General features: G+C 38.7%; 23 protein-coding genes, 1 riboswitch and 1 other annotated feature. Of the genes, 20 read left to right on the forward strand and 3 right to left on the reverse strand.

From position 1 onward, the window contains the following. Nucleotides 1-16 precede the first annotated feature (16 nt). Complete coding sequence (locus AC3ANV_RS12250; RefSeq protein ID WP_488313853.1) at nucleotides 17-271, reverse strand: HPr family phosphocarrier protein; 255 nt, start codon at nucleotides 269-271, stop codon at nucleotides 17-19. A 212-nt stretch (nucleotides 272-483) separates the two neighbouring features. Here AC3ANV_RS12250 and AC3ANV_RS12255 point away from each other — a divergent pair, with 212 nt between their 5' ends. Beyond that, nucleotides 484-2,682, forward strand: a complete 2,199-nt coding sequence (locus AC3ANV_RS12255; RefSeq protein WP_488313854.1) for an MMPL family transporter — start codon at nucleotides 484-486, stop codon at nucleotides 2,680-2,682. Nucleotides 2,683-2,748: 66 nt separating this feature from the next. Here AC3ANV_RS12255 and AC3ANV_RS12260 read toward each other — a convergent pair whose 3' ends face one another. Further along, a complete protein-coding gene (locus AC3ANV_RS12260; protein ID WP_488313855.1) occupies nucleotides 2,749-3,609 on the reverse strand; it encodes a processed acidic surface protein in 861 nt (286 codons plus the stop codon). A 454-nt stretch (nucleotides 3,610-4,063) separates the two neighbouring features. On the opposite strand from AC3ANV_RS12260, the gene treP reads away from it, so the two are divergent. The 7 genes from treP to AC3ANV_RS12295 all read left to right on the forward strand — a co-directional run bounded on the left by treP (nucleotide 4,064) and on the right by AC3ANV_RS12295 (nucleotide 9,982). Further along, nucleotides 4,064-5,479, forward strand: coding sequence for a PTS system trehalose-specific EIIBC component (gene treP, locus AC3ANV_RS12265; protein WP_488313856.1), 1,416 nt, complete (start codon nucleotides 4,064-4,066; stop codon nucleotides 5,477-5,479). A 68-nt stretch (nucleotides 5,480-5,547) separates the two neighbouring features. Further along, nucleotides 5,548-7,233 (forward strand): alpha,alpha-phosphotrehalase, encoded by a 1,686-nt coding sequence (treC, locus tag AC3ANV_RS12270; protein ID WP_488313857.1) that lies wholly within the window; start codon nucleotides 5,548-5,550, stop codon nucleotides 7,231-7,233. Nucleotides 7,234-7,343: 110 nt separating this feature from the next. Next, a complete protein-coding gene (gene treR / locus AC3ANV_RS12275; RefSeq protein ID WP_488313858.1) occupies nucleotides 7,344-8,060 on the forward strand; it encodes a trehalose operon repressor in 717 nt (238 codons plus the stop codon). 218 nt (nucleotides 8,061-8,278) lie between these two features. After that, nucleotides 8,279-8,758: a flavin reductase family protein gene (locus tag AC3ANV_RS12280; RefSeq protein ID WP_488313859.1), complete on the forward strand. Its 480-nt coding sequence runs from the start codon at nucleotides 8,279-8,281 to the stop codon at nucleotides 8,756-8,758. 444 nt (nucleotides 8,759-9,202) lie between these two features. Next, entirely contained in the window at nucleotides 9,203-9,313 is a 111-nt protein-coding gene (locus AC3ANV_RS12285; protein WP_488314200.1) for a hypothetical protein, read from the forward strand. Nucleotides 9,314-9,382: 69 nt separating this feature from the next. Then, complete coding sequence (locus AC3ANV_RS12290; protein ID WP_488313860.1) at nucleotides 9,383-9,571, forward strand: hypothetical protein; 189 nt, start codon at nucleotides 9,383-9,385, stop codon at nucleotides 9,569-9,571. Between the two features lie 210 nt (nucleotides 9,572-9,781). Beyond that, complete coding sequence (locus tag AC3ANV_RS12295; RefSeq protein ID WP_028401851.1) at nucleotides 9,782-9,982, forward strand: cold-shock protein; 201 nt, start codon at nucleotides 9,782-9,784, stop codon at nucleotides 9,980-9,982. Nucleotides 9,983-10,126: 144 nt separating this feature from the next. Here the strand turns inward: AC3ANV_RS12295 and AC3ANV_RS12300 are convergent, their stop codons facing one another. Then, complete coding sequence (locus AC3ANV_RS12300; protein ID WP_488313861.1) at nucleotides 10,127-10,744, reverse strand: RraA family protein; 618 nt, start codon at nucleotides 10,742-10,744, stop codon at nucleotides 10,127-10,129. Nucleotides 10,745-10,940: 196 nt separating this feature from the next. Here AC3ANV_RS12300 and pabB point away from each other — a divergent pair, with 196 nt between their 5' ends. The 12 genes from pabB (at nucleotide 10,941) to AC3ANV_RS12360 (ending at nucleotide 22,861) form a co-directional block, all read left to right on the forward strand. Next, a complete protein-coding gene (gene pabB / locus AC3ANV_RS12305; protein WP_488313862.1) occupies nucleotides 10,941-12,338 on the forward strand; it encodes an aminodeoxychorismate synthase, component I in 1,398 nt (465 codons plus the stop codon). Next, a complete protein-coding gene (gene pabA / locus AC3ANV_RS12310; RefSeq protein WP_488314201.1) occupies nucleotides 12,335-12,940 on the forward strand; it encodes an aminodeoxychorismate/anthranilate synthase component II in 606 nt (201 codons plus the stop codon). The genes pabB and pabA overlap by 4 nt, the downstream gene beginning before the upstream one ends. Nucleotide 12,941: 1 nt before the next feature. Further along, entirely contained in the window at nucleotides 12,942-13,802 is an 861-nt protein-coding gene (gene pabC, locus AC3ANV_RS12315; protein ID WP_488313863.1) for an aminodeoxychorismate lyase, read from the forward strand. A 152-nt stretch (nucleotides 13,803-13,954) separates the two neighbouring features. Beyond that, entirely contained in the window at nucleotides 13,955-14,194 is a 240-nt protein-coding gene (locus AC3ANV_RS12320; RefSeq protein WP_488313864.1) for a hypothetical protein, read from the forward strand. Beyond that, the gene (locus AC3ANV_RS12325; protein WP_488313865.1) at nucleotides 14,181-14,396 is read left to right on the forward strand and encodes a spore germination protein; all 216 of its coding nucleotides are present in this window, start codon (nucleotides 14,181-14,183) and stop codon (nucleotides 14,394-14,396) included. Before AC3ANV_RS12320 ends, AC3ANV_RS12325 begins: the two co-directional genes overlap by 14 nt. A 10-nt stretch (nucleotides 14,397-14,406) precedes the next feature. Further along, nucleotides 14,407-14,628, forward strand: a complete 222-nt coding sequence (locus AC3ANV_RS12330) for a hypothetical protein (RefSeq protein WP_488313866.1) — start codon at nucleotides 14,407-14,409, stop codon at nucleotides 14,626-14,628. A 388-nt stretch (nucleotides 14,629-15,016) separates the two neighbouring features. Beyond that, nucleotides 15,017-15,268, forward strand: a binding site (T-box leader). Nucleotides 15,269-15,370: 102 nt separating this feature from the next. Next, nucleotides 15,371-16,642 carry a threonine ammonia-lyase IlvA gene (gene ilvA / locus AC3ANV_RS12335; protein ID WP_488313867.1) on the forward strand — a complete coding sequence of 424 codons (1,272 nt, stop codon included), beginning with the start codon at nucleotides 15,371-15,373 and terminating at the stop codon, nucleotides 16,640-16,642. 258 nt (nucleotides 16,643-16,900) lie between these two features. Next, nucleotides 16,901-17,075: riboswitch (cyclic di-AMP (ydaO/yuaA leader) on the forward strand. A 141-nt stretch (nucleotides 17,076-17,216) separates the two neighbouring features. Next, a complete protein-coding gene (locus AC3ANV_RS12340; RefSeq protein ID WP_488313868.1) occupies nucleotides 17,217-19,049 on the forward strand; it encodes an APC family permease in 1,833 nt (610 codons plus the stop codon). 138 nt (nucleotides 19,050-19,187) lie between these two features. Then, nucleotides 19,188-19,325, forward strand: coding sequence for a hypothetical protein (locus AC3ANV_RS12345; RefSeq protein ID WP_488313869.1), 138 nt, complete (start codon nucleotides 19,188-19,190; stop codon nucleotides 19,323-19,325). A 413-nt stretch (nucleotides 19,326-19,738) separates the two neighbouring features. Beyond that, nucleotides 19,739-20,653, forward strand: a complete 915-nt coding sequence (locus tag AC3ANV_RS12350; RefSeq protein ID WP_488313870.1) for an acetamidase/formamidase family protein — start codon at nucleotides 19,739-19,741, stop codon at nucleotides 20,651-20,653. 14 nt (nucleotides 20,654-20,667) lie between these two features. Then, a complete protein-coding gene (locus AC3ANV_RS12355; RefSeq protein WP_488313871.1) occupies nucleotides 20,668-22,086 on the forward strand; it encodes an APC family permease in 1,419 nt (472 codons plus the stop codon). Next, nucleotides 22,079-22,861 carry a carbon-nitrogen hydrolase family protein gene (locus AC3ANV_RS12360; protein ID WP_488313872.1) on the forward strand — a complete coding sequence of 261 codons (783 nt, stop codon included), beginning with the start codon at nucleotides 22,079-22,081 and terminating at the stop codon, nucleotides 22,859-22,861. Before AC3ANV_RS12355 ends, AC3ANV_RS12360 begins: the two co-directional genes overlap by 8 nt. Nucleotides 22,862-23,087 lie beyond the last annotated feature (226 nt).

Consider the following 23,087-nt stretch of genomic DNA (forward strand, 5'->3'; position numbering starts at 1 on the left):
TTTCCTGAAGGCTGTTTTAACTCAATGATTCTAATTTTTTTATAACCTGATCAATCGCTTCTGTTTCATCCTGACCCGAAGCTTCTAAAGTTATTTCAGCCTGTGTGGGAATTGCAAGAGATAATATACCCATAATTGACTTTACATTCACTTTATTTCCATTATGAGTAAGAAAAATATCGGAATTGAAACGAGATGCTTCCTGAACCAATTGAGTAATAAAACGCGGGTGCAGAGCTTTCCTGTTAAGTTTGATTTTTTGTTGAATCATACATAAACCTCCCTGATCGCAATTTATGCCTTTCAGTAATGCACCAAAATTCCCTCTGTTTTTTGTATGAATCTATTTGTTGAAATATGTTAACTATTAAACATTTTTGGTTTCCACGGACATTGTGATTTGCTCTTTATACTCTCTGTTTCATAAAATGGTGCGAAATGAGTAATCCTATCTCCATAGTGGACAGCTAAGAGGGGGAACGTATGAGAGAAATTGAGAGAAAATGTTTCTTTTGGCACTGGGGGTTGAAAATGTACCAACATCGCTGGAAGTTAGCGCTGTTTTGGATTTTATTGTTTATCATTTCAGCTTTTTTTGCCCAAAAACTTCCTGATAAGTTAAAGGATAGTGGATTAACTCCTAAGGGGAGCGAATCGGACTTTGGTTTCTCAATGATGCAGAGGGAACTGGGAACTCCCACTTCGATGATAAACATTGTTTATTCAAGTCAGAGTTTAGATTTAACCAGTGAACAAGAAAAAAAAGCTATCTTAGCATCATTAGACAAATTAAAAAAGCTTAACTATGTTGAAAGTATAAAAATAAATAAGACTCCGCGGACAAATGGGAATAAGGGAATTCAGTCAGTGATTGTGGAACTGAATCTTAAGAGTGCAAATGCACTTAACCATTTTCCGGAGATCAGAAGGCTGATTGTTAAGCCGGCAGGGATAAACACTTATGTTGACGGGGATACAGCCACACTTTACGATATACAGCGTGCGACCAAACAGGATATGTCCCATTCTGAAAGAATCGGCCTTCCAATTGCTTTGATTGTGCTTTTGTTTATTTTTGGTACTGTTTGGGCAGCTATACTGCCGCTGTTAATTGGGATTATGAGCGTTTCCCTCACACTTGGAATTACATATTATATTACCGGATATCATTCTCTCTCGAATTTTCTTCCCAATATCGTTATGATGCTAGGGCTAGCAATTGGCGTTGATTATGCACTATTTCTTGTCAGTCGCTTCCGGGAGGAATTAAAGAGACAAGCATCAGTAGAGGAAGCTGTAGCAATGACAACTCAAACTGCAGGTAAATCTGTGTTTTTTTCAGGATTTGCAGTCTTAATTGGTACATTTGGAATGTTGTTTATAAAATTACCTATTATTTATTCGCTTTGCCTCGGCGGAGTGCTGGTTGTATTTTCAACAGTGACACTATCATGTACACTTTTACCTTCGTTACTAGGTATTTTGGGCTCCCATATCAATTCCCTCAAAGTATTTCCTGATTCTCAAAGGAGAATGGAGAACTCAGGCGTGTGGGAGCGAATTGCAAATGCTGTTATGAAGCGGCCTGCCTTTTTGGCTATCTTAATTTGTATTCTGTTGCTATCACTTATGCTGCCTATTGCACGTATGAGATTAGATGTTCCGACGGCAGAAGTTCTGCCACCTGCTTATGAATCCAGGATGGGGGCAGAATTGCTGAAAACAAACTATGACAATCGTAAATTAAGCCCGATTCATATTATGGTAAAAGCTAAGGAGAATGTCACAGAAATCGCTTCGATTAAGAACATTCAGTCATATGAGGACAAGATTCGCAGTTTACCCGGTGTAATGGAGGTACACAGTTATATAGATCTCTTAGGACAGAAAACACCTGAAGAAACGGCCACGCTACTTAAGTCAAAGGTTACCCAAGAGCGAATGGCAAACGAGAAGTTAGCACAGGGAAATTATGCACTGCTGACAATAGTACCGCAGGCTGACCCGGGATCAGCGGGAGCTGCCAATCTTGTTCACAGGCTTAGGGAGGTAACAAATAGTCGCCTGGTAACATTTGTTACAGGGCAAACTGCATTGCGTGTTGACATTCTGGATCGGATTTATTCGGGGCTTCCGTTTTTAATGGTGTTTATAATAACCGTGACTTATTTTATTTTGCTAGCAGCTTTCAGGTCCGTTCTTATTCCAATTAAAGCTGTGATGATGAATATTCTAAGCCTTGGAGCAAGCCTTGGTATTGTTGTGATTGTTTTTCAGTATGGATGGGGGGCTGACGATCTTCGAATCACCTCTACCGGCTATGTTAGCATCATTATGCCGGTAACTATTTTTTGTATAGTGTTTGGTATTTCCATGGATTATGAGGTGTTTTTAATTTCCAGAATCAAGGAAGAATATGATAGGTCAGGGGATAACAATAGAAGTACAGCTCTCGGCCTCCAGAAAACAGGTAGTCTTATCAGCAGTGCTGCTCTCATTTTAATGGTGGTCGTTGGCTCATTTATTTTTACAAATATAGAAATTACCAAAGCATTAGGTGTAGGTTTATTTTGTGCCATTTTTATCGATGCAACGCTTATCCGTATTATCGTGGTTCCAGCGCTGATGAAGCTGCTTGGTCCTGCAAACTGGTGGGCTCCCAAATGGATTGCAGAGAGGTAATTCGCTAGATTTTCACCCTGAATTCTATTATAGAATAAACCACCAAGACTAGCTTGGTGGTTTATTTTATTTATACCTAGGGTTTTTTGCTTCATGTAAATAATCTACAAATTCATTTGAAAGCTCACCTAAGTGGAGCATCTCGTCCCATCCATTAATTACACCCTGAAAAATTTCTGCAGGAATGGTGAAATCAATTAATAGCTCACCGGCTTTGCTGTAGATTGCAGTATATAGGTTACCGGGCGCTTCCTTCATTTTCAGAAGTTCATTTAAGGAAATATTTTTATTATTCATCTTGAGCTTTACTTGAATTTCATAAAGTTCAATAGCCTCTGTTACTATTTGAGCTAATTCATTTATGTCATCATTCGTAAGTTCAGCAGGGTTTTTTGCATCTGCGAATTTTCCCATTCGAGCATCAATTGAATCCAGTTGGTCAAGTTGTGCTTTGTTATTTTCTTCAACTTGAGCCAAATAGCCAAAGAATTTCTCAACTTCTTGCTCGGTGATTCCTACTTTGGCTAATTCATTCTCAATTTCAGCCATAAAATCATCGTGGTTTGTATAAAATCCAACGGAAGTATCTAAATCTTCAATAAACTTATACTCACTCAATGAATCACCAAAATGATTCAAGAGGTCTTCTAATTCTTTTTGTGTTAAGCTGTATTTTGTTAACAGCTGCTGAAGATTATTTGTGTTAATCGGAGTTCCTAACATGTTTTTTAACTCCGCCGCCGTATTAAAATTATCTAATGGAATTTCGTAATAGTTTAAATACTCTATTAACTCCTGTTTGGTCCATCCAATTTCCGCTAAATATTGATTAAGCTCTTTTGGTGGAGGGGCCGCCGAAACAGATGAAACATTAGACACTAGTAAGAATGAAAGTAGGTATATCAATAAGGATTTCTTGTAGGGCATTGGTTAACCTCCTTAAAATTTGATTCTTATTTAATATTCCCTTTTTAAATGAAAACAGGTGACACTAAACAACAACCATTTTTTGGAAATCCTTTTGTTTAGGAAGAAGAAAGATTATAAATTAACAAAAGAATTGTATAATAATACGTAAAAGTAATAGTCATGGCGTTTGATTTCCAATAAAACATAGAAGCTGTTTAAACGTGCCTGCAAAAATCACTTTTAAACAGTTTTTTTCTTGTTGACAAACTTGTATATACAGGATAAGATAGTATCAGAAAGACAACCTGTATATACAAGTTAATTTGTAAGCGATTTAGTAGATTGAGAGATTTAGGTATTTTTTAGCAAAAACCGTCCATGCTATGCTAGCAAAGAACAAATAACTATTTTTATAAGTAAAGATTCCGTTTTCTTTTTGATGAAATGTAAACGGTAACAGGGGGAAAAAAAGATGGCAGTTAATAAACAATCAGTCGAACAAATTGTCAAAGCTGTAGGCGGTAAAGAGAACATCGCAGCAGCAACCCATTGCGTAACACGCCTTCGCTTCGCTTTAGTAGATGAAGGAAAAGTGGACAAAGAGGCACTCGAAAGGATTGATTTAGTCAAGGGATCCTTCTCTACAAATGGACAGTTCCAAGTCGTTATCGGCCAGGGGACCGTTGATAAAGTTTATGAGGAATTGGTTGAAATGACCGGTATTGGTCATGCAACTAAACAGGACATTAAGGATGCCGCCGAAAAGAACTTGAACCCTTTGCAGCGTGCAATCAAAACGCTTGCTGATATTTTTATACCCATTTTGCCTGCGATCGTAACGGCCGGTTTATTAATGGGAATTAACAATGTCTTAACAGGACCGGGAATTTTCTTTGATAAAAAATCTTTAGTAGACGTTTATCCGCAATGGAAGGACTTTGCAAGCATTATCAACCTCATTGCCAACACCTCATTTACCTTCCTGCCGGGATTAATCGGCTGGTCGGCTGTAAGGAAATTTGGCGGGAACCCGCTATTAGGTATTGTACTCGGTTTAATGCTCGTGCATCCGGACTTATTAAATGCCTGGGCATACGGAGCAACTAAGGAAATACCAACCTGGAATTTATTTGGACTTCATATTCAAAAAATTGGCTATCAAGGACAGGTTTTACCGGTATTAGTGGCATCTTATGTGTTATCCAAAATGGAAATCTTCTTAAAAAAACGTATCCCGGATGCATTTCAGTTACTGCTGGTAGCCCCGATTGCTTTATTGGTAACAGGATTCCTATCATTCATCGCCATTGGACCGATCACTTTTGCGATAGCTAAGGTAATCACATCGGCTGTAGTAGGTATTTTTCATGCTGCACCGGCAATCGGAGGATTAGTTTATGGTTTGCTATACGCACCACTTGTAATTACAGGAATGCATCATACATTCTTAGCAGTTGATTTACAATTAATCGGCAGCACTGGCAGTACCTTCTTATGGCCAATGTTAGCTTTGTCCAACATTGCACAGGGTTCGGCTGCTTTAGCGATGATGTTTATCGCAAAAGATGAAAAGGTAAAAGGACTTTCATTAACCTCCGCAATTTCAGCTTACTTAGGGATTACGGAACCTGCTATGTTCGGGGTGAACTTAAGATTCCGCTTCGCCTTTTTTGCAGCCATTATTGGTTCAGCGCTTGCAGGAATGTTCATTACCATAAATGGGGTAAAAGCACCATCTGTTGGTGTCGGTGGATTACCGGCGTTCTTATCAATCTTCCCGCAAAATTGGGGACCATTCTTTATCGGTATGGCAATTGCCATTGTTGTACCAATTGTATTAACCTTTGTATTCTCCAAATTCAACCGTAAAAATAAATCAAATCAATAAAAAAATGGAATCGACCTCTTTAGGTTCCTAAAAAGGTCGATTTCCAAAAAAAGTGGTGGTGTTAAAGTATGAAACAGCCTTGGTGGAAAAAAGCAACTGTTTATCAAATATATCCTAAGAGTTTCTATGATACGACAGGAAACGGTGTTGGGGATCTTAACGGTATTATTGAGAAGTTAGATTATTTAAAGGAGCTCGGTGTCGACGTTTTGTGGCTGACGCCGATTTACCGGTCACCCCAGCGGGATAACGGCTACGATATCAGCGATTACTACCGGATTCATGAAGAATACGGTACAATGGAAGACTTTGACAAGCTCTTGACCGAAGCCCATAAACGCAACCTCAAAATCATCATGGACATTGTCGTCAATCACACATCGACCGAGCATGAATGGTTTAAACAAGCAAGCTCCTCTAAAAACAATCCATATCGTGATTTTTATATTTGGCGTAATGGGAAACCTGACGGCAGCGAGCCGAACAATTGGGTATCGAAATTCGGAGGATCCGCTTGGAAATATGATGAAAAATCCGGTCAATATTATTTGCATTTGTTCGATGTCACCCAGGCCGATTTAAACTGGGAAAACGAAACCGTCCGTCAAAAGGTTTATGAAATGATGAATTTCTGGTTTGATAAAGGTGTTGACGGCTTCAGGTTAGACGTTATCAACCTCATTTCAAAGGATCAGTGCTTCCCTGAGGATGACGGAACAATTCCACCTGGAGACGGTCGCAGGTTTTACACGGATGGTCCTAAAATCCACGAATTCCTCCACGAGATGAATCGTGAGGTTTTTTCCAAAAATGATGCGCTGACAGTCGGGGAAATGTCCTCAACCACCATCGAGGATTGTATCCAATATTCCAATCCTGACCGTCAAGAGCTTAGCATGACGTTCAACTTCCATCATTTAAAAGTGGACTATACAAATGGAAAAAAATGGTCGGAAGCCGATTTTGATTTTCAAGCTCTCAAACAAATCCTATCAAAATGGCAAACTGAAATGCATCGAGGAGGCGGCTGGAACGCGTTATTTTGGTGCAATCATGACCAGCCAAGAATCGTTTCCCGCTATGGCAATGACAAAGAGTACCGGACAGAATCCGCTAAAATGCTTGCGACCACCATTCACATGATGCAAGGAACGCCTTTTATCTTTCAAGGGGAAGAAATCGGCATGACGAATCCGAAATTCGACCAAATTGAGGACTACCGCGATGTGGAAACAATAAACATCTACAATATCCTGAGGGAACAAGGGATGGATGAAGGAAAAATCATTGCGATTCTAAAACAAAAATCCCGCGACAACTCCAGGACTCCCGTCCAATGGAAGAACGAACCCAATTCAGGTTTTACAACTGGAACCCCTTGGATCAAGGTGGCGTCGAATTACCGGGAGATCAATGTTGAAAACGCTGTTGATGACTTAAACTCTGTTTTTTATCATTACCAAAAACTCATTCAGCTTCGCAAACAATTGAACATCATCACAGATGGTGATTATCAATTAATTTTAGAAGACCATCCTAATATTTTTGCGTACGTCAGAAACATTGAAAATGAAAAACTTCTCATTATTAACAATTTTTACGATTCTAAAATAAGCTTCTCACTGCCAAGCAACATCGACATTCACGGTTATTCCGTAAAAAAATTGCTCTCGAATTATCCGGATTCAAGTGAAACGTTACAAAACTTCCTGTTAAGACCTTATGAATCCGTTGTCTATCATTTGAAAAAATAACCAACTTTGACGTAACCGGCAGTTTCTCTGTACAATAAAATTAGAAGAAATGAAAGTAGGACATTTTAGATGGCCTATTTTCTATCAGTTGAAATTGTTGGTGATAACAAATGAGAGAAAATAAGTTTTTATCGATTTATGATGAATTGATCAAGCAAATTCAAGCAGGGAAGATAAAGCCGAATACCAAGCTTCCATCTGAAAATGAATTGGTCGAGCAATACCAAACATCTAGAGAAACCATTCGCAAAGCGTTAAACTTGCTTTCGCAAAATGGCTACATCCAAAAGGTAAAAGGAAAGGGCTCGTTCGTACTTGATGTAAGCCGTTACGATTTTCCTGTTTCCGGTTTGGTGAGTTTCAAAGAAATTGCTCAAAAAATGGGTAGGCCATGGAAAACAATTGTTAACGAGCTTGAGGTAATTTATCCGGATGAGTACCTCCAAAAACAGCTGCATATTTCCAGCAAGGATTCCGTTTGGAAAGTTATCCGTTCAAGGGAAATGGACCATGAGCGTATCATTTTGGACAAAGATTTTTTCATTAAAAAAGTAGTGACGAATTTGACAGCGGAGATCTGCGAAGGATCCATCTATGAATATCTTGAGCAAGAGGCGGGGCTTAAAATAAGCTTTGCCAAGAAGGAAATCACAGTAGACGAACCGACCGAGGAAGACAATTGCTATCTGGATTTAAAAGACTACAATCATGTCGTTGTTGTCAAAAACTATGTGTACTTAGAAGATATGAGCCTGTTCCAATACACCGAATCCAGGCACCGTCTGGACAAGTTTCGGTTTGTCGATTTCGCGCGCCGTGGAAATTAATTTTAAAGTCTTACCCGTTTAAATAATCTTTCCGTTAATAGAACTGTTTATTTCCGGACCAGACACGAAACAGGTGTCTGGTCTTTTTCCGTTTATCTTCTTTAATTCTTCCTTTTGTTAAAATATAGATTTTAAGTGGCTATAAGTGGAAAAAAAAATAAATACAATGTATTCTGAATATACTGAAAATAAATAAATGTGAATTGGGGTGTAAGAAATTGGATGATCGTTTTTTTCGAAATGCAATGGGGAAATTTGCTACAGGCATTACAGTGGTTTCAACGGAAGTGAAGGGTGAGGCGCATGGGATGACTGCAAATGCCTTCGTTTCTGTTTCGTTAAATCCAAAGTTGATTTTGGTTTCCATTGATAAACGAGCAAAAATGCTTGGGCTTATTCAAGAATCAAAAAAGTTTGCGGTTAGTTTTTTAGCTGGCAATCAACAAGCAGAATCCATGAGATTTGCAGGCCAAATTAAAGGGGATACACCGTACAGCTTCGAACAATTTAATGAATTACCAGTCATTAAAAATGCATTGGCCAACATTACCTGTACTTTATATAACGAGGTCGAGGCAGGCGATCATGTTTTATTTATTGGTGAAGTAACAGATCTAAAAGTAAGTGAAGGGAACCCCCTTTTATACTTTCAAGGCAAATATCGGGAACTAACAGACGTTGAAACGACAAAATCCTAATGGGGGAGAGGGCTTTGAAATACCCTTGACAGCAAAAGGTGGGTGCAGGAGCCTTAATTGAAACAGTACAAAAGAAAAACTTTATTAATACTCAAAGTGAGCCACTTTACATAAGGGATAGAAGAATAATTAAATAAAATACCCTACATCTGGAACGATAGGGTGAATTACTATTTTTTGTAGATAGATTGACCAACATCGCAGGTTTTGTCTATAACGTGGTTTAGTAGCTTGGATTATTCAGAAGGTTCCCATGAACAGTTGTTTTAATTGGTTTTTCATAAAAATATTATGTTAACTTAAAAGAGATAAAAATTGTCCATTGTGAGGGTGAAAAAATGGTTATAAAAATGAACGAAGATTTCAACGTTATTCAAAATATATTCTATTGAAAGTCCTGAGTTTGTTCATCTGACACCTGAAAACTCCCGACGTTTTCGTGCACTGCCTGCATGGTTTACATTAAAGGCATATGGGCAGGAAGGATATAAGGAAATCGTCGAAGGCAATGTAGATATGGCACAACTACTTACCGAACGGATATCACAAAGTTAATTTTTCAGGTTGGCTGCTCCGACGAGATTGAATGTCGTTTGTTTTACTCTAATGCAGGAAGGGTTAAGGATGGATGACATTAGGGAATTTCTTGAATTATTAAAACAGGATGGACGTGTGTTTATGACACCAACCATGTATCAAGGGATTCCTGCAATACGTGCGGCATTCAGTAATTGGCGAACAAATGAGAATGATATAGAAATCATTTGGAATGCTTTGTGCGAGGCGATCAAGGGATGGGCAGGACATTTTTAAATTGAAAACTCTAATAAGTGATATTGTGAATTTAGGAAATGGATAGTGCAACACATCACACTTGAAAACCCTTTCAAAAAATGTTATTTTATAGAAGAATTATTTTTGTCCGGTGTAAAGGATCGTATAAGTGTTAACTTTTCGTCTGGATAATCACTGAGTGCAAGGATAGTAATACAAATGTGTGGAAAACACTAGGAGGCAACAAAAATGGAAAACGGTAAAGTAAAATGGTTTAACAGCGAAAAAGGATTCGGTTTCATCGAACGTGAAGGCGGGGAAGACGTATTCGTTCATTTCTCAGCGATTCAGGGCGAAGGTTTTAAATCATTAGAAGAAGGTCAAGCAGTTACATTTGATGTTGAGCAAGGTCAACGTGGAGCTCAAGCAGCTAACGTTCGTAAAGCTTAATAAGAGATAAGATAAGAAATAGGCTTGTTTTAGAGCCTGTTTTTTATTTTATCTTAATAAAAATAAATTCCCCACTCACGGATGAGTAGGGAACATGAAAACAATTAAATAAAACGGTAATTTTCTCCTTTAATTTTAAATGATTTATTTTGTTAGCATTTTATCTAAATATTTAATAATTTCTTCTGGATTTCCAGCAATCTGTTCTTCGCGAACTTGATCTGTCTTTAATTTTTCCAGCGATTTAGTTAAGACTTCTTGTTCAATCGTTTGTGGGACTACGACAACACCGTCAGCATCCCCAATAATGATATCTCCCGGATGAATGGTGGTTCCACCGCAGGAAATCGGAATATTTATTTCGCCGACTCCTACTTTTCCGCTTGCTGCAACAGCCGTTCCTTTTGAAAAGACGGGAAAATTCAGTGCTTTAATCCCGACAATATCCCGGATGACACCATCGACGACAATTCCGGCAACGCCAAGGGTTTGTGCCATACCGACGACGAAATCGCCTGCAATCGCCCGATATTGATCCCCTTTAGCATCAACAGCGATAATATCGCCCGGTCTTGCTTCTCGAATTGCTTTTAAAACTGCTAGATTATCACCGACAGGAATCTTAACCGTCAAAGCTCTACCGGCAAGCTTGTAATCTTCTTTTAGAGGTTTAATAGAGGGATGTAAATTGTTTAACCCATCCATTGCATCAGAAATACAGGTTGTTGGAATATTTCGGAATTTCCTCACAAATTCATCCATCGACATTCTCCTTTATATGTTATCAATGATTACATTATACAGCGATTTCATTTAAATAGAAAAATTTAAAAATACTATATACATCAGTTTTTTATGAAAAATCAGGTAAAACAATTGATGTTTTGTATTTCTACTATGAAAAAAGAACAAACTTCATGTATGATGAAAATGATAAATGATATAGGAGTGACAGCCATTGAATCAGCTTCATCTACATAGTAAAAAGATTCCTTATACGAGCTCGAAGTTTTTTTCACAATATCGATATATAGCAAGGGATTTAAACCATCACGTGCTGCTTGAAAGCGGCAGGGGCGGCCGTTATAGCATTGCCGCTTTTCATCCTGATAAGATTATTACGGGAAAAAATAATCAATTAAACATCCAAGATAAACATGAAACGGAAATTCTTAAAGGAAATCCCCTTTTATTATTCAAAGAATGGATGGGGCAATTTCATGTTGAGAAACAAAAAGACCTTCCCGATTTTCAGGGAGGAGCAATTGGATACATAAGCTATGACTATGCACGTTACATTGAAAAACTCCCAACAGTCGCAATAGATGATTTGTCTTTGCCGGAATTATATTTCTTTATTTTTAAAGAATGGTTTGTATTTGATCATCAAAAACAAGTTTTATGGCTTTTATTTTTGCATGAAAAGGATGAAGCTATAGAAGAGAGAGTTTCCGAATGGGAAACAAGCTGGAAGGAAAAGCATCCTCCATTCACACCGTCTAAAACAAATCCGGTAAATTATGAAGATCTAGAAGTGTCTATGAATGAACAGCAATTTATTGATGCGGTGAAAAGGGTTCAACATTACATTGCCCAGGGTGATGTGTTTCAGGTTAATCTCTCTGTTCGGCAATCAAAGCCGATTCAAGTTGAAGCGATTGATGTATACGAACAATTAAGAGTTTTAAATCCTTCTCCCTATATGGCCTATATGCACACACCGGACTTTCAATTGGTGAGCGGTTCCCCGGAGCTGTTAGTGAAAAAAAACGGAACGGAAGTAAGCACCCGTCCAATTGCCGGTACCCGTTCGCGAGGGAAGGACGAAAGTGAAGATTTAAAGCTTGCAAATGAGCTCATTGAAAATGAAAAGGAACGGGCTGAACATGTGATGCTCGTCGATTTAGAACGGAATGACCTTGGCAGAGTCTGCACATTCGGGACGGTCGAGGTCAATGAATTTATGGTCATCGAAAAATATTCCCATGTAATGCATATCGTTTCCAATGTAAGAGGGGAGTTAGCGGAAAATAAGACAAGCTATGATATCATAAACGCTACATTCCCGGGTGGAACGATTACAGGAGCGCCGAAGGTTCGGACCATGGAAATTATTGAAGAGCTCGAGCCTGTCCAAAGGGGAATTTACACGGGATCACTTGGCTGGATTGATTTTAGCGGTGATTTGGAATTAAATATTGTCATTCGAACCATGCTTATAAAGGAAGGGAAAGCGCATGTTCAGGCAGGGGCAGGTATTGTGATCGACTCCAATCCAAAGCATGAGTATAAAGAGTCACTTAAAAAAGCGGCAGCCTTATGGAAAGCAAAAGAAATGGCGGAGGAAATGCGATGATTTTCATGATTGATAATTTTGATTCTTTTACCTTTAACCTTGTTCAATATTTAGGTGAATTAGGGGAAGAATTGATTGTTATGCGTAACAATGAAACCACGATTGCAGAAATTGCTGCCAAGCGGCCAAAGTTTTTAATGGTGTCACCGGGTCCGTGCAGTCCGAATGAAGCAGGGATTAGCCTTGAGGCGATTAAGTCATTTGCAGGTGAAATTCCGATCTTTGGTGTGTGTCTTGGTCATCAGTCCATTGCTCAAGCCTTTGATGGCGAGGTCGTTCAAGCGGAGAGGCTTATGCATGGGAAAACATCTGCTATTTTTCACGATGGGAAAACGATTTTTGAAAATCTTCCAAATCCATTTCCAGCCACTAGGTATCATTCCCTAATTGTAAAGAGAGAGACACTGCCTGATTGCTTTGAAATTTCTGCCTGGACAGATGAAGGAGAAATTATGGCAATCCGTCATAAAGAGCTGCCGATTGAAGGCGTTCAATTTCATCCGGAATCGATCATGACTACAGCAGGAAAAGATCTTTTAAGAAATTTCGTTCATTATTATGATAAAGTTTCAGAAAAAAATCTAGAGCTAAAGGGTTCTTAATATGTATCTATACATCAATGGTCAAATCGTAAACAAAGATGAAGCTAGAATATCCCCCTTCGACCATGGTTACTTGTATGGGATGGGACTTTTTGAAACGTTTCGGGTGTATAAACGACATCCATTTTTATTAGATGATCATTTAGAACGGCTAAATACTGGGTTAGAAGTTTTGAATATTAGGAAGCACTTTAATCGTGAGAAGACAAATAAGGTCCTGCAGCAATTATTAGAGGCAAACAAATTAACCAATGCCTATATCCGGTTTAATGTATCTGCCGGAATCGGGGAGGTTGGGTTACAGGTTGCACCGTATATGGAACCTAACATTCTTATTTTCGCTAAACCACTGCCGGTAGCGAAAGAAATGACAGAAAAAAAAGCAGTCATTCTCAAGCTGAAACGAAATACTCCTGAGGGTTTGGATCGTCTAAAATCTCATCACTATATGAATAATATGCTAGCGAAAAGAGAGATTGGGGACGCTGCTGATTGTGAGGGTATTTTTTTAACAGAAGAAGGGTTTATCGCTGAAGGGATTGTTTCTAATGTTTTTTGGAAAAATGGAAATACCTTGTATACACCGGCGCTAAGTACGGGAATTTTAAATGGAATTACTCGTCAGTTTATTATCCAACTGGCAAAACGTAATCGGATGAGGGTTGTAGAGGGCTTTTACCGCTATCAGGATGCTGCCGGCGCGGAAGAAATGTTTGTCACCAATTCGATTCAAGAAATTGTGCCGATTTCCCAGTTTGAAGACCAAGAAATGCCAGGAAAGAACGGACAGTTTGTTCACCAGCTCCATACATTCTATCGTGAATCCAGTGAGCGGCTCTGGTCGAGAAGTGAAATCAAATAGGAATAAATAGTAATACCAGGTGACATATTTTGATACTATCATTGATAGTTACTTGGTATTATTCTCCTCCAATGCGTTTTGACGAATAAATAAAACACAATTAATTCATTTGAGTCATATCCTATACTAGTCAGGCATTCAGGAGGTGTGGGATGGCTTTAGTCGGAAATTTAATTTGTAACATTAACAACTTTAAAATTACAGCCTTAAATGGAACAGTGAATGTCGGAATGACGTTTAATAAATATGGAGAATCACATGGGGATACCATTGTTTTTGGGGATGAAAAATTTCCAGTTGACGATATAAAAGAATTAGAAAACGCAAAACTCCCGCAGGCTGCGATTCCTTTAGACACAAGTGGACTAAAACCATTAAATGATGAATATTAATATTGGTTTTGTAAAGATAAATTATGTTGCCGGTGGCGGAGGGGTTAATATCGGTACGACTTTCCACATTAATCCTGTCACTCATACTCAAAACCAGATTGGTACGCAAAACAATGGTGATGGTAATTCAATGGTAACCTATAACCCAATTTATGATCCTGATGTTATCGATTTTCCAGCCTATACAAATGGTTACTACTAGGAGGTGCAACATGTTGCCAATCTTTATTGGCGCCATTAAGGTCACAACGGTCCAGCATGGGGGATCCCTTAATATAGCAGGTCTTGGGGGAATCCTCAATACTCCTGCTTTTAATCAAAAATTTCAAACCGGTTCTTTAAATAACGGCGATTTCTGTTTTAACTTCCCCATGACGTCTATCATTGATCCGGATGTAATTGAAAACCCTTCATCGATTATAAAAGGATTCTAATCTTGATGATTAATTTAAATTTACCTGTGATGAATATAACTAAAAGCGAATTTGGCTCTGTTAACATAGGACGAAACGTTAATTTAATAAGGGTTAAAACTGCCTCAACTGTGTCGAGTCCATACAAAGTACCGCTTAGTTTGCCAATAGAATCATCAAAAAGGAATAAAAATTAACGTTCACAAAAAAGCACCCGGAAATAAAATAACAAATGAAGGAGTCCATGTAATGGGGCTCCTTCATTTGTTATAAAAATCTATAGGTTCGCCGGTGTCATAGAACATCCAGTTTCTGGATTTGAAAGCGCTTTTAAATTAACATAATTATATAAATAGTCAAAAAATATTGACGTCTTACTTTTCCAGTGGTACCCTTATAAATAATTTAACATGAGTCTATGAAGAGAAGAGTAGGATTTGCCCCTTGTTCTCCAGAGAGTCGACAAATGGTGGAAGTCGATGGCAAGACATATCTGAAAATCATCTCTGAGATGCGTAGCCGAAAAATGAAAGTAAGCTATGCCGGAACAGTCCGCCGTTATAACGGAACACGTATTCATTGTACGTTGATCGAGAGCCGCAGCTTGTTTTCTTTTTTGCTGCGGAAGTAGGGTGGTATCGCGAGCAAACTCGTCCCTATACATTATGGGGGCGGGTTTTTTGTTGTATAAAAATTGAAAGTAACTCATGAAAACACTTGTGAAAAGTAAAAAAACACATTACCAATTTGGAGGGAATTCGATATGAACCAGCAAGTCCATAAAAAAGAAAAGACCGTTTGTGTAGAAGATATTATCCTAGCCAGCAACACCATTAAGGATGTAATTTCTCCAACACCTTTGCAATATAATCATTTATTATCCGAACGATATGGAGCAAATATTTATTTAAAACGGGAGGATTTGCAAAGTGTGCGCTCATTTAAAATTCGCGGGGCATATAACCGCATTAAGAAACTTGGAGAAGAAGAGCTGAAAAATGGAATTATTTGCGCGAGCGCTGGAAATCACGCCCAAGGAGTCGCTTACTCCTGCCATCTTCTCAATATCAATGGAAAGATTTTTATGCCGAATACAACTCCGAAACAAAAGGTCAATTCGGTTAAATTTTGGGGTAAGGAAAATGTCGAAATTGTTTTAGTGGGCGATACGTTTGACGATGCCTACGAAAAAGCAGTTGCCAGCAGTCAAGCAGAAAAGCGTACCTTTATTCATCCATTTGATGACCTTGATGTAATTGCAGGGCAAGGTACGGTTGCCGTGGAGCTGCTTAAAGATTGCGAAGAACACATTGATTATTTATTTGCAGCCATTGGCGGCGGCGGACTTGTTTCCGGTGTAGGTACCTATATGAAACATGTTTCCCCGCAAACCAAGTTAATCGGTGTGGAACCGCTGGGGGCACCAGGGATGAAAGAATCAATTTCAAAAGGGGAAGTGACCTCACTTGAAGAAATTGATTCGTTTGTGGATGGTGCTGCCGTTAAAACGGTTGGGACCAAGACATTTAACATTTGTAAAAACATTGTCGACGATATTGTGATTGTCCCTGAAGGGAAAGTCTGTACTACTCTTTTATCCTTGTACAATGAAAATGCTATCGTCGTTGAACCGACAGGGGCACTGTCCATTGCCGCTTTGGATACATATGCCGAAGAAATTAAGGGTAAAACAGTTGTTTGTATCGTTAGCGGAGGCAACAATGACATCGGTCGCATGCAGGAAATTAAAGAACGCTCGATGATCTTTGAAGGACTGCAGCATTATTTTATCGTCCAATTCCCACAGCGCCCGGGGGCATTACGGGAATTTTTAGATAATGTCCTTGGACCAAATGATGATATTAGTCATTTTGAATATACGAAGAAAAATAATCGTGAAAGAGGACCTGCTTTGGTGGGAATTGAACTAAAGGATAAAGAAGATTATCTTCCGTTAATTGAACGAATTAAAGCGAAGGGATTTATATATCGGGAAGTGAATAAGGATAGCACGTTGTTTCAAATGCTGGTTTAGAATTTTGATAAAATTTATTTAGAAATTAAGAATGCGGCTTATCGTGAACGAATCCCTGAATCCAATAAAGGATCCAGGGATTTTTTTATACATCTTGTACCCTTTAAAACAGTGAAATAATGAGATAAACAAAGATAAGCTTTTATGAGAGCGGATTCATAAGGATTTTACATGTCAATTTGCTACAATTTATGTAAAAGTATATCTTGCAAATTATATTGTTCAGGATTATGATTTATTTCATAAAATAAATATCAATTTCTTAATTCGCTTAGTTCCGCTTAGGAAGCGGGGGAACCAACTGAGGAGATATCTTTGGAATATTTGAAAACCAAAGATTTTCTTAATGGGGTGAATCCTGTGTCGTACAGGTAGGGCAACTCTCATGTCCGAATCCGTCAGCTAACCTCGTCAGCGTTTAGAGGGAGGGAACGAAAATCGAGCCGTAAGCATAGTTTATTTAACTATGTATAAAAGCCACGAGAAGATTCGCTCTTCCGTGGCTTTTTTTGTTTACCACTGCTTAGTAGAAATAATATCTTTTGTAAATTGTTTATTCTGGGGGAAAGAAATTATGACTTCTCAATCAATTAGAAAACTACTTCTGGGCCGTCCGTTGAAATCAAGTGAGGCCGAGGCTGAAAAAATGCCAATGTGGAAGGCATTGCCGATTCTTTCTTCCGATGCGCTTTCTTCTGTAGCATACGGAACAGAAATGATTTTATTAGAGTTAGCTACAGTTGGAGCAGTAGCGTTCTCGTTTTCTTTACCGATTGCCATTGCTATTATTTTGTTAATATCCATCTTAATCATAAGCTACCGGCAGGTTATAGATGCCTATCCACAAGGCGGAGGAGCATATATGGTTGCCAAAGAAAATTTGGGAATGATGTGGGGGCGGTTGGCCGGAGTATCATTACTCATTGACTATACGCTAACCGTAGCTGTATCCATTTCAGCCGGAGTTTTGGCGATTACATCAGCCTTCCCTCCAATTGTCCCATATATTGTTCCTATTGGACTCGTATTTGTCTGGTTTATGGTATGGATGAACCTTCGTGGAACTTCTGAATCCGGAAAAGTCTTTGCTTTTCCAACCTATTTATTTATTTTTTGTATGTTGATGCTTGTGGGAAAGGGAATGTTTGATTGGTTCACAGGGGCAAGTCAAGTAAAACATGCAGTCTCTGTACCAACGTCTTTACCTACAGGTTTAACTTTGTTTGTTTTATTGAAGGCATTCTCATCAGGATGTTCCGCGGTTACAGGAATAGAAGCGATATCTAATGCTGTACCGCATTTTCGGACTCCGGCACAAAAGAATGCTAAACTTACTATGGTAACTTTAGGCTCAATACTAGCGATCATTTTCGGTGGAGTAACGATCCTTTCACAAATTTATGCTATTAAACCTGACACGAGCGGAACTACTACAGTTCTCTCTATGGTGGCAGAGCGTGCATTTGGTCGTGACGGAATGTATTATATTACTCAGCTTGCTACAATGTTAATTTTAGTATTAGCGGCGAATACCAGTTTCAACGGGTTTCCAATTTTAGGATCAATCATGGCTCAAGATAAAAATTTCCCACGGATGTTTAGCAACCGTGGGGATCGTTTAGCTTTTCATAACGGAATCATTACGTTAGGCGTTTTAGCCAGTATTTTGCTTATCGTCTTTGGTGGAAGAACTGAATTGTTGATTCCTCTTTATGCAATTGGCGTATTTTTGTCGTTTACGTTGTCTCAAATTGGTTTGGTATTAAAGTGGAAGCGTGAAAGGACACAAGGATGGAAGCGAAAATCTATCATTAATGGGCTTGGTGCTTTTGTTACATTTTGTGTTGTCATTATTTTTGGTTTCACAAAGTTTGAAGAGGGAGCTTGGATTGTAGTAATCATCACACCAATTTTAGTATGGTTTATCACAAGAATTAACAAACATTACGAAAATGTAGGGAAAGCATTAAGGTTTGATTTATCAGAACCACTTCCACAAAAAGAAACGGTAGTAATTATCCCCGTTGCCGGTGTTCACAGAGTGGTTGCATCCACAATTGCTTATGCGAAAACTCTTACACCTAATGTGGTCGCTTTTTATGTAGCATTTTCTCAAGAAGATGCTAAAAGAATGGAAGATAAATGGGAAGAATGGAATCCGGATGTTAGATTAGTAGTTTTTGTATCCCGCTACCGTGCTTTTATAAAACCATTGGTCGAATTCATTGAACGAATAGACCGTCATTATGATAATGAAAAGACTGTAACGGTCCTTTTACCGGAGTTTATCACTCGAAAATGGTGGCATCGGTTGTTGCATAATCAATCCGCGTTTCGTATTCGTTCCCTTCTCTTGGCTCGTAAAGATGTTGTGGTATCCACCGTACCATTTCGTTTACGTGACTAAATGTTTATTTAAAAAGTCCAACGTGAGAACGTTGGGCTTTTTGCTTATTATCGCCAGCATTGGATAAAAAGGAAGAAATTGTGCAAAAATAGGAGTATATTTAATTATAGGAACTCGGATAAATAGGAGCGTGACTGGATGGAAGAAATTTGTCCGGTATGTGGTCTCACCGATGAAGAGAGTGAAAAAATGACTGAAAATAAAATCATTCGTTTTTGTGAAAATTGTTTAAAGGAAGAAAAGATTAGTATTATCTTAGATAAACTGTTTCAGTAACTTATAAAATCGGCTAACAAGAAGTATTTATCGACTGGCTTCCAGGGATCGATGTCGAGGAATATAATAAACTGAAAGAAATTTTAAATAAGAAATAAGCACACTGCTCCTCGGGACATATAAGGACTCGGGGATTTTTTGTGACGCTAACAGTAAGAAAAAACTCGTTTAAATGGAAATAATCTCTAAATTATCCTAATAATCAAACAAATCGTAACATAATACTTTAAAATATTACACAGATTGTAAGATGTAAAGCGCTGTTTACCTATGTACAATATAGTAAATGAGCTTTATCGAAATAGAAAAAATGTTAACCTCTTGTTGTAAAACACTAGGGTGGTTAACATTTATTTTTAATCCTATTTATCTGAATATTTCGAACTATCTATTGAATGATTGGAGGCAAACAAATGTCAGAAATAACACATGTTAAGATTCCGAAAGAGAAAATCATTTTAACGTTTTCATCATCTAACCCTCCCGTACAGGCAACCACTAGCGGATCAACGATTACTTTTGAAACTTGTGACTGTTTTAGCAACCTTATTCAAATGGAGGACCAACTGTTCAGTTCCGTTGGTTGGGACAAGATCAACCCTGCCACTGGACCTTTATTCATAGAGGAGGCTGAACAGGGAGATGTATTAAAGGTGGAAATCCTAAATATTTCCATTGGTAATCAGGGTGTCATGACGGTTGCACCAAATTTTGGTGTTCTAGGGGATTCTATTAAAGAAGAAAAAACAAAGGTTATTCGCATTGATAACGGACAGGCCCTGTTTAATGAACGGATCCAAATTCCTATTCGACCGATGATTGGTGTCATCGGAACCGCCCCAGCCATTGAAGAAATACCTACTGGAACTCCCGGGCAGCATGGAGGAAATATGGATTGCAAAAGAATTGTTGAAGGAGCCACACTCTATTTGCCTGTCCATGTTCCAGGTGCCCTCCTATCCATGGGAGATCTTCATGCAGTTATGGGAGACGGAGAAGTTATTATCTGTGGACTTGAAATTGCCGGTGAGGTTACTATTCGTGTCAGTGTAATTAAAGACAAAATACTGCCATTACCTTTGCTAAGAGAAGGGGAACACATTATGACCATCGCTTCTGCCGAGACTCTAGATTTGGCAGCAAAGCAAGCCACCAACCAAATGCACCGCTTCCTGACCAATGAGCTAGGCCTGGAGTTCAATGAAGCCGGCATGCTGCTTAGCCTTGTAGGTGATCTTAGAATTTGTCAGGTAGTGGATCCGCTGATGACAGCACGAATGGAATTACCGCTATCAATTCTAGTAAACTATGATTATATTTTATCCTAAGGGAGTGTAAACTTATGTCAAAGGATAAGAAACCAATAGAAGATTTATCAAGATCGCTTTCTTTTTTAGGAAACATATCCATTTCTGTAAGTGACATAAGCCCCACAACAGGTGTTTTCCTTATGGTGCCTGCAGTCCTGGCAACAGCTGGAACTGGGACATTTCTCTCCTTCCTGGGTGCGGCTGTTATTGCATTATGTGTAGCTTTATGTATGGGTGAGTTGGGAGCATTATACCCCGGGGCTGGGGGGTTATACAGTATTGTTTACCGCGTTTTGGGGCGTCCCATCGGTTTTCTGGCCCTTTTAAACTATCTTATCCAAGGTATCTTCCTTCCTGCCACCATTGCTTTTGGTGCTGCTGCTTATTTAATCAAAATTTTCCCTGGGTGGACAGAAAATTGGACGGCCTTTGGGGTTATGGTTGGCTGTACGATTGTTACGATCCTTTCCATGAAATGGAATGCCAAGTTCGTTGAAGTATTTCTTGTACTTGAATTAGTTGTTGTTGGTATCATTGCGATCGCAGCTGTTTTCCATCCTTCACAGGAAGTTGGCAGTCTATTTCATCCTGTGACACTATCAGCGGATAAAACAACTACGATCCCGGTTTCTTGGTCCACGCTCTTTGCAGCTGTCACTGTTGCTCTCTTTTCCTATAATGGATACGATAGCTCCATTAACTTTTCGGAAGAAACAGACCAAAATGCTAACATTGGTAAAACCTTATTTACTTCAGCATTAATTGGAATAATGGCACAAATTATTCCGATATTCTGCATCTTAATTTCCGTTCCTGACATCAAGACATTTCTTTCTTCGTCGTCACCTATTAACGATATTGGGGAATTGTACATGGGCAAGAGTGGAACCCTCTTTTTGAATGCCGGGGCAGCGATTGCCATGATCAACTGTGTCCTGGCCGTAATTCTTCAATTTTCCCGGGTGTACTACAGTGCCGGTCGTGACAAAGCTTTTCCTAAAAAAGTAAATAAATTCCTAACAACACTCCATCCTAAATTTAAAACCCCCTGGCTTGCCACAATATTCATGGGGGCATTGGGAGCAATTGCTTGTTTTGATTCCAGTTTGGTTAGTATGGTTACCTTCACTTCTGTAACTATCGTCCTGTTATACGCAACTGTAGCTTTATGTGTTATTATCAGCCGGATCCGTGACAAGGAACTTCATCGACCATTTAAATCACCGTTATTTCCTGTTATTCCTATTATTGCTATCTTTGGGTCCATCGCCGCTTTGTCCCAGCAGGCAGGTAAGGATCTTGTCACAAGTGCTGTAGCCTTTGCGGTTGCTCTCCTTTATTATTATTTGTATCTTAAACCCAGAAGTCTAACTCATTGGGTCTTAAATGGACAAGAATCAAATTCTGATCATATCAAAAAAGAATACAGAGAGGAGCCATTGGATGCCTAAAATTCTATTAGCACAAGCAAAGCCATGTTTACTTGAAAAAGAAAATAATTTAAAAACGATGGAACGGTTTATCATAAACGCTCATAAGCAAAGGGCTGATCTTGTCATGTTTCCCGAATTGTTCCTAACTGGTTATTTTACAAGAGAACAAACAAGTGAAATGGCCGAAGACTTAGAAGGTCCTTCTATTTGCCAAATACGAGACATGGCTAAAAAATATAGAGTAATGGTAGTTTTCGGGTTTCCTGAAAAGAAAGAGAATCGACTCTATAATTCCGCATGTTTTATCGATGAAGAAGGGGAAATCCTTGGCACTTACCAAAAGGTTCACTTATGGGATGAAGAACCAAAATATTTCGAAGCTGGATCTTCCTTTCCTGTCTGGGATACCAAAATTGGAAAAATAGGGATAATGATCTGTTACGATACAGAGTTTCCGGAATCAGCTCGCACCCTTGCGGTGAAGGGTGCGGAAATTATTTTAGCTCCAACGGCGAATATGACACCGTTTCAACATGTTCAACAGCTCTTTATTCAAAGTCGAGCAGCGGAAAATCAAGTGTTTGTTGCTACAACCAATCAAATTGGTAGAGAAGAATCTACGCTTTTTTTCGGTGAAAGTGCTGCAGCAAATCCATATGGTGAACTACTCGTAAAAGGAGGAAATCAAGAGGAAGAGTTAATAGTAGAAATTGATATTGATTTGGTACAAAAAGCTAGAAAATTTCCATTATACCTGAAGGATAGACGTCCGGAGCACTATACATTGACCTAGGAGATTTACTTTTTTATTTAAAACATTTTTAACTAATAAAATTCCAAACAAGAAAGAGCTGAGTACCAGCTCTTTTTTTGTTTTGGGTAATATAGGTGTTTTTTGGATCCTATAAAACTTTAAAGTCCCTGTGAATTAAGTTAAATCATGATGAATATATAACAATACGATCATAATTGAAACAAGGGAGGGTTCAATTTAATTGAAGGCAATAAGGTTTTGTGTT

The sequence above is a fragment of the Neobacillus sp. DFD-2R genome (assembly GCF_057747865.1).

Excerpts from the sequence above, each read along its gene's own strand:
- AC3ANV_RS12295 (WP_028401851.1), top strand. The coding sequence starts at position 9,782 with ATGGAAAACGGTAAAGTAAAATGGTTTAACAGCGAAAAAGGATTCGGT.
- AC3ANV_RS12320 (WP_488313864.1), top strand. The coding sequence starts at position 13,955 with ATGGCTTTAGTCGGAAATTTAATTTGTAACATTAACAACTTTAAAATT.
- treR (WP_488313858.1), top strand. The coding sequence starts at position 7,344 with ATGAGAGAAAATAAGTTTTTATCGATTTATGATGAATTGATCAAGCAA.
- AC3ANV_RS12325 (WP_488313865.1), top strand. The coding sequence starts at position 14,181 with ATGATGAATATTAATATTGGTTTTGTAAAGATAAATTATGTTGCCGGT.
- treC (WP_488313857.1), top strand. The coding sequence starts at position 5,548 with ATGAAACAGCCTTGGTGGAAAAAAGCAACTGTTTATCAAATATATCCT.
- pabA (WP_488314201.1), top strand. The coding sequence starts at position 12,335 with ATGATTTTCATGATTGATAATTTTGATTCTTTTACCTTTAACCTTGTT.
- AC3ANV_RS12300 (WP_488313861.1), bottom strand. The coding sequence starts at position 10,744 with ATGGATGAATTTGTGAGGAAATTCCGAAATATTCCAACAACCTGTATT.
- AC3ANV_RS12260 (WP_488313855.1), bottom strand. The coding sequence starts at position 3,609 with ATGCCCTACAAGAAATCCTTATTGATATACCTACTTTCATTCTTACTA.
- AC3ANV_RS12355 (WP_488313871.1), top strand. The coding sequence starts at position 20,668 with ATGTCAAAGGATAAGAAACCAATAGAAGATTTATCAAGATCGCTTTCT.
- pabC (WP_488313863.1), top strand. The coding sequence starts at position 12,942 with ATGTATCTATACATCAATGGTCAAATCGTAAACAAAGATGAAGCTAGA.
- AC3ANV_RS12330 (WP_488313866.1), top strand. The coding sequence starts at position 14,407 with ATGTTGCCAATCTTTATTGGCGCCATTAAGGTCACAACGGTCCAGCAT.
- ilvA (WP_488313867.1), top strand. The coding sequence starts at position 15,371 with ATGAACCAGCAAGTCCATAAAAAAGAAAAGACCGTTTGTGTAGAAGAT.
- treP (WP_488313856.1), top strand. The coding sequence starts at position 4,064 with ATGGCAGTTAATAAACAATCAGTCGAACAAATTGTCAAAGCTGTAGGC.
- AC3ANV_RS12345 (WP_488313869.1), top strand. The coding sequence starts at position 19,188 with ATGGAAGAAATTTGTCCGGTATGTGGTCTCACCGATGAAGAGAGTGAA.
- AC3ANV_RS12250 (WP_488313853.1), bottom strand. The coding sequence starts at position 271 with ATGATTCAACAAAAAATCAAACTTAACAGGAAAGCTCTGCACCCGCGT.
- AC3ANV_RS12255 (WP_488313854.1), top strand. The coding sequence starts at position 484 with ATGAGAGAAATTGAGAGAAAATGTTTCTTTTGGCACTGGGGGTTGAAA.
- AC3ANV_RS12340 (WP_488313868.1), top strand. The coding sequence starts at position 17,217 with ATGACTTCTCAATCAATTAGAAAACTACTTCTGGGCCGTCCGTTGAAA.
- AC3ANV_RS12360 (WP_488313872.1), top strand. The coding sequence starts at position 22,079 with ATGCCTAAAATTCTATTAGCACAAGCAAAGCCATGTTTACTTGAAAAA.
- AC3ANV_RS12290 (WP_488313860.1), top strand. The coding sequence starts at position 9,383 with ATGGATGACATTAGGGAATTTCTTGAATTATTAAAACAGGATGGACGT.
- AC3ANV_RS12350 (WP_488313870.1), top strand. The coding sequence starts at position 19,739 with ATGTCAGAAATAACACATGTTAAGATTCCGAAAGAGAAAATCATTTTA.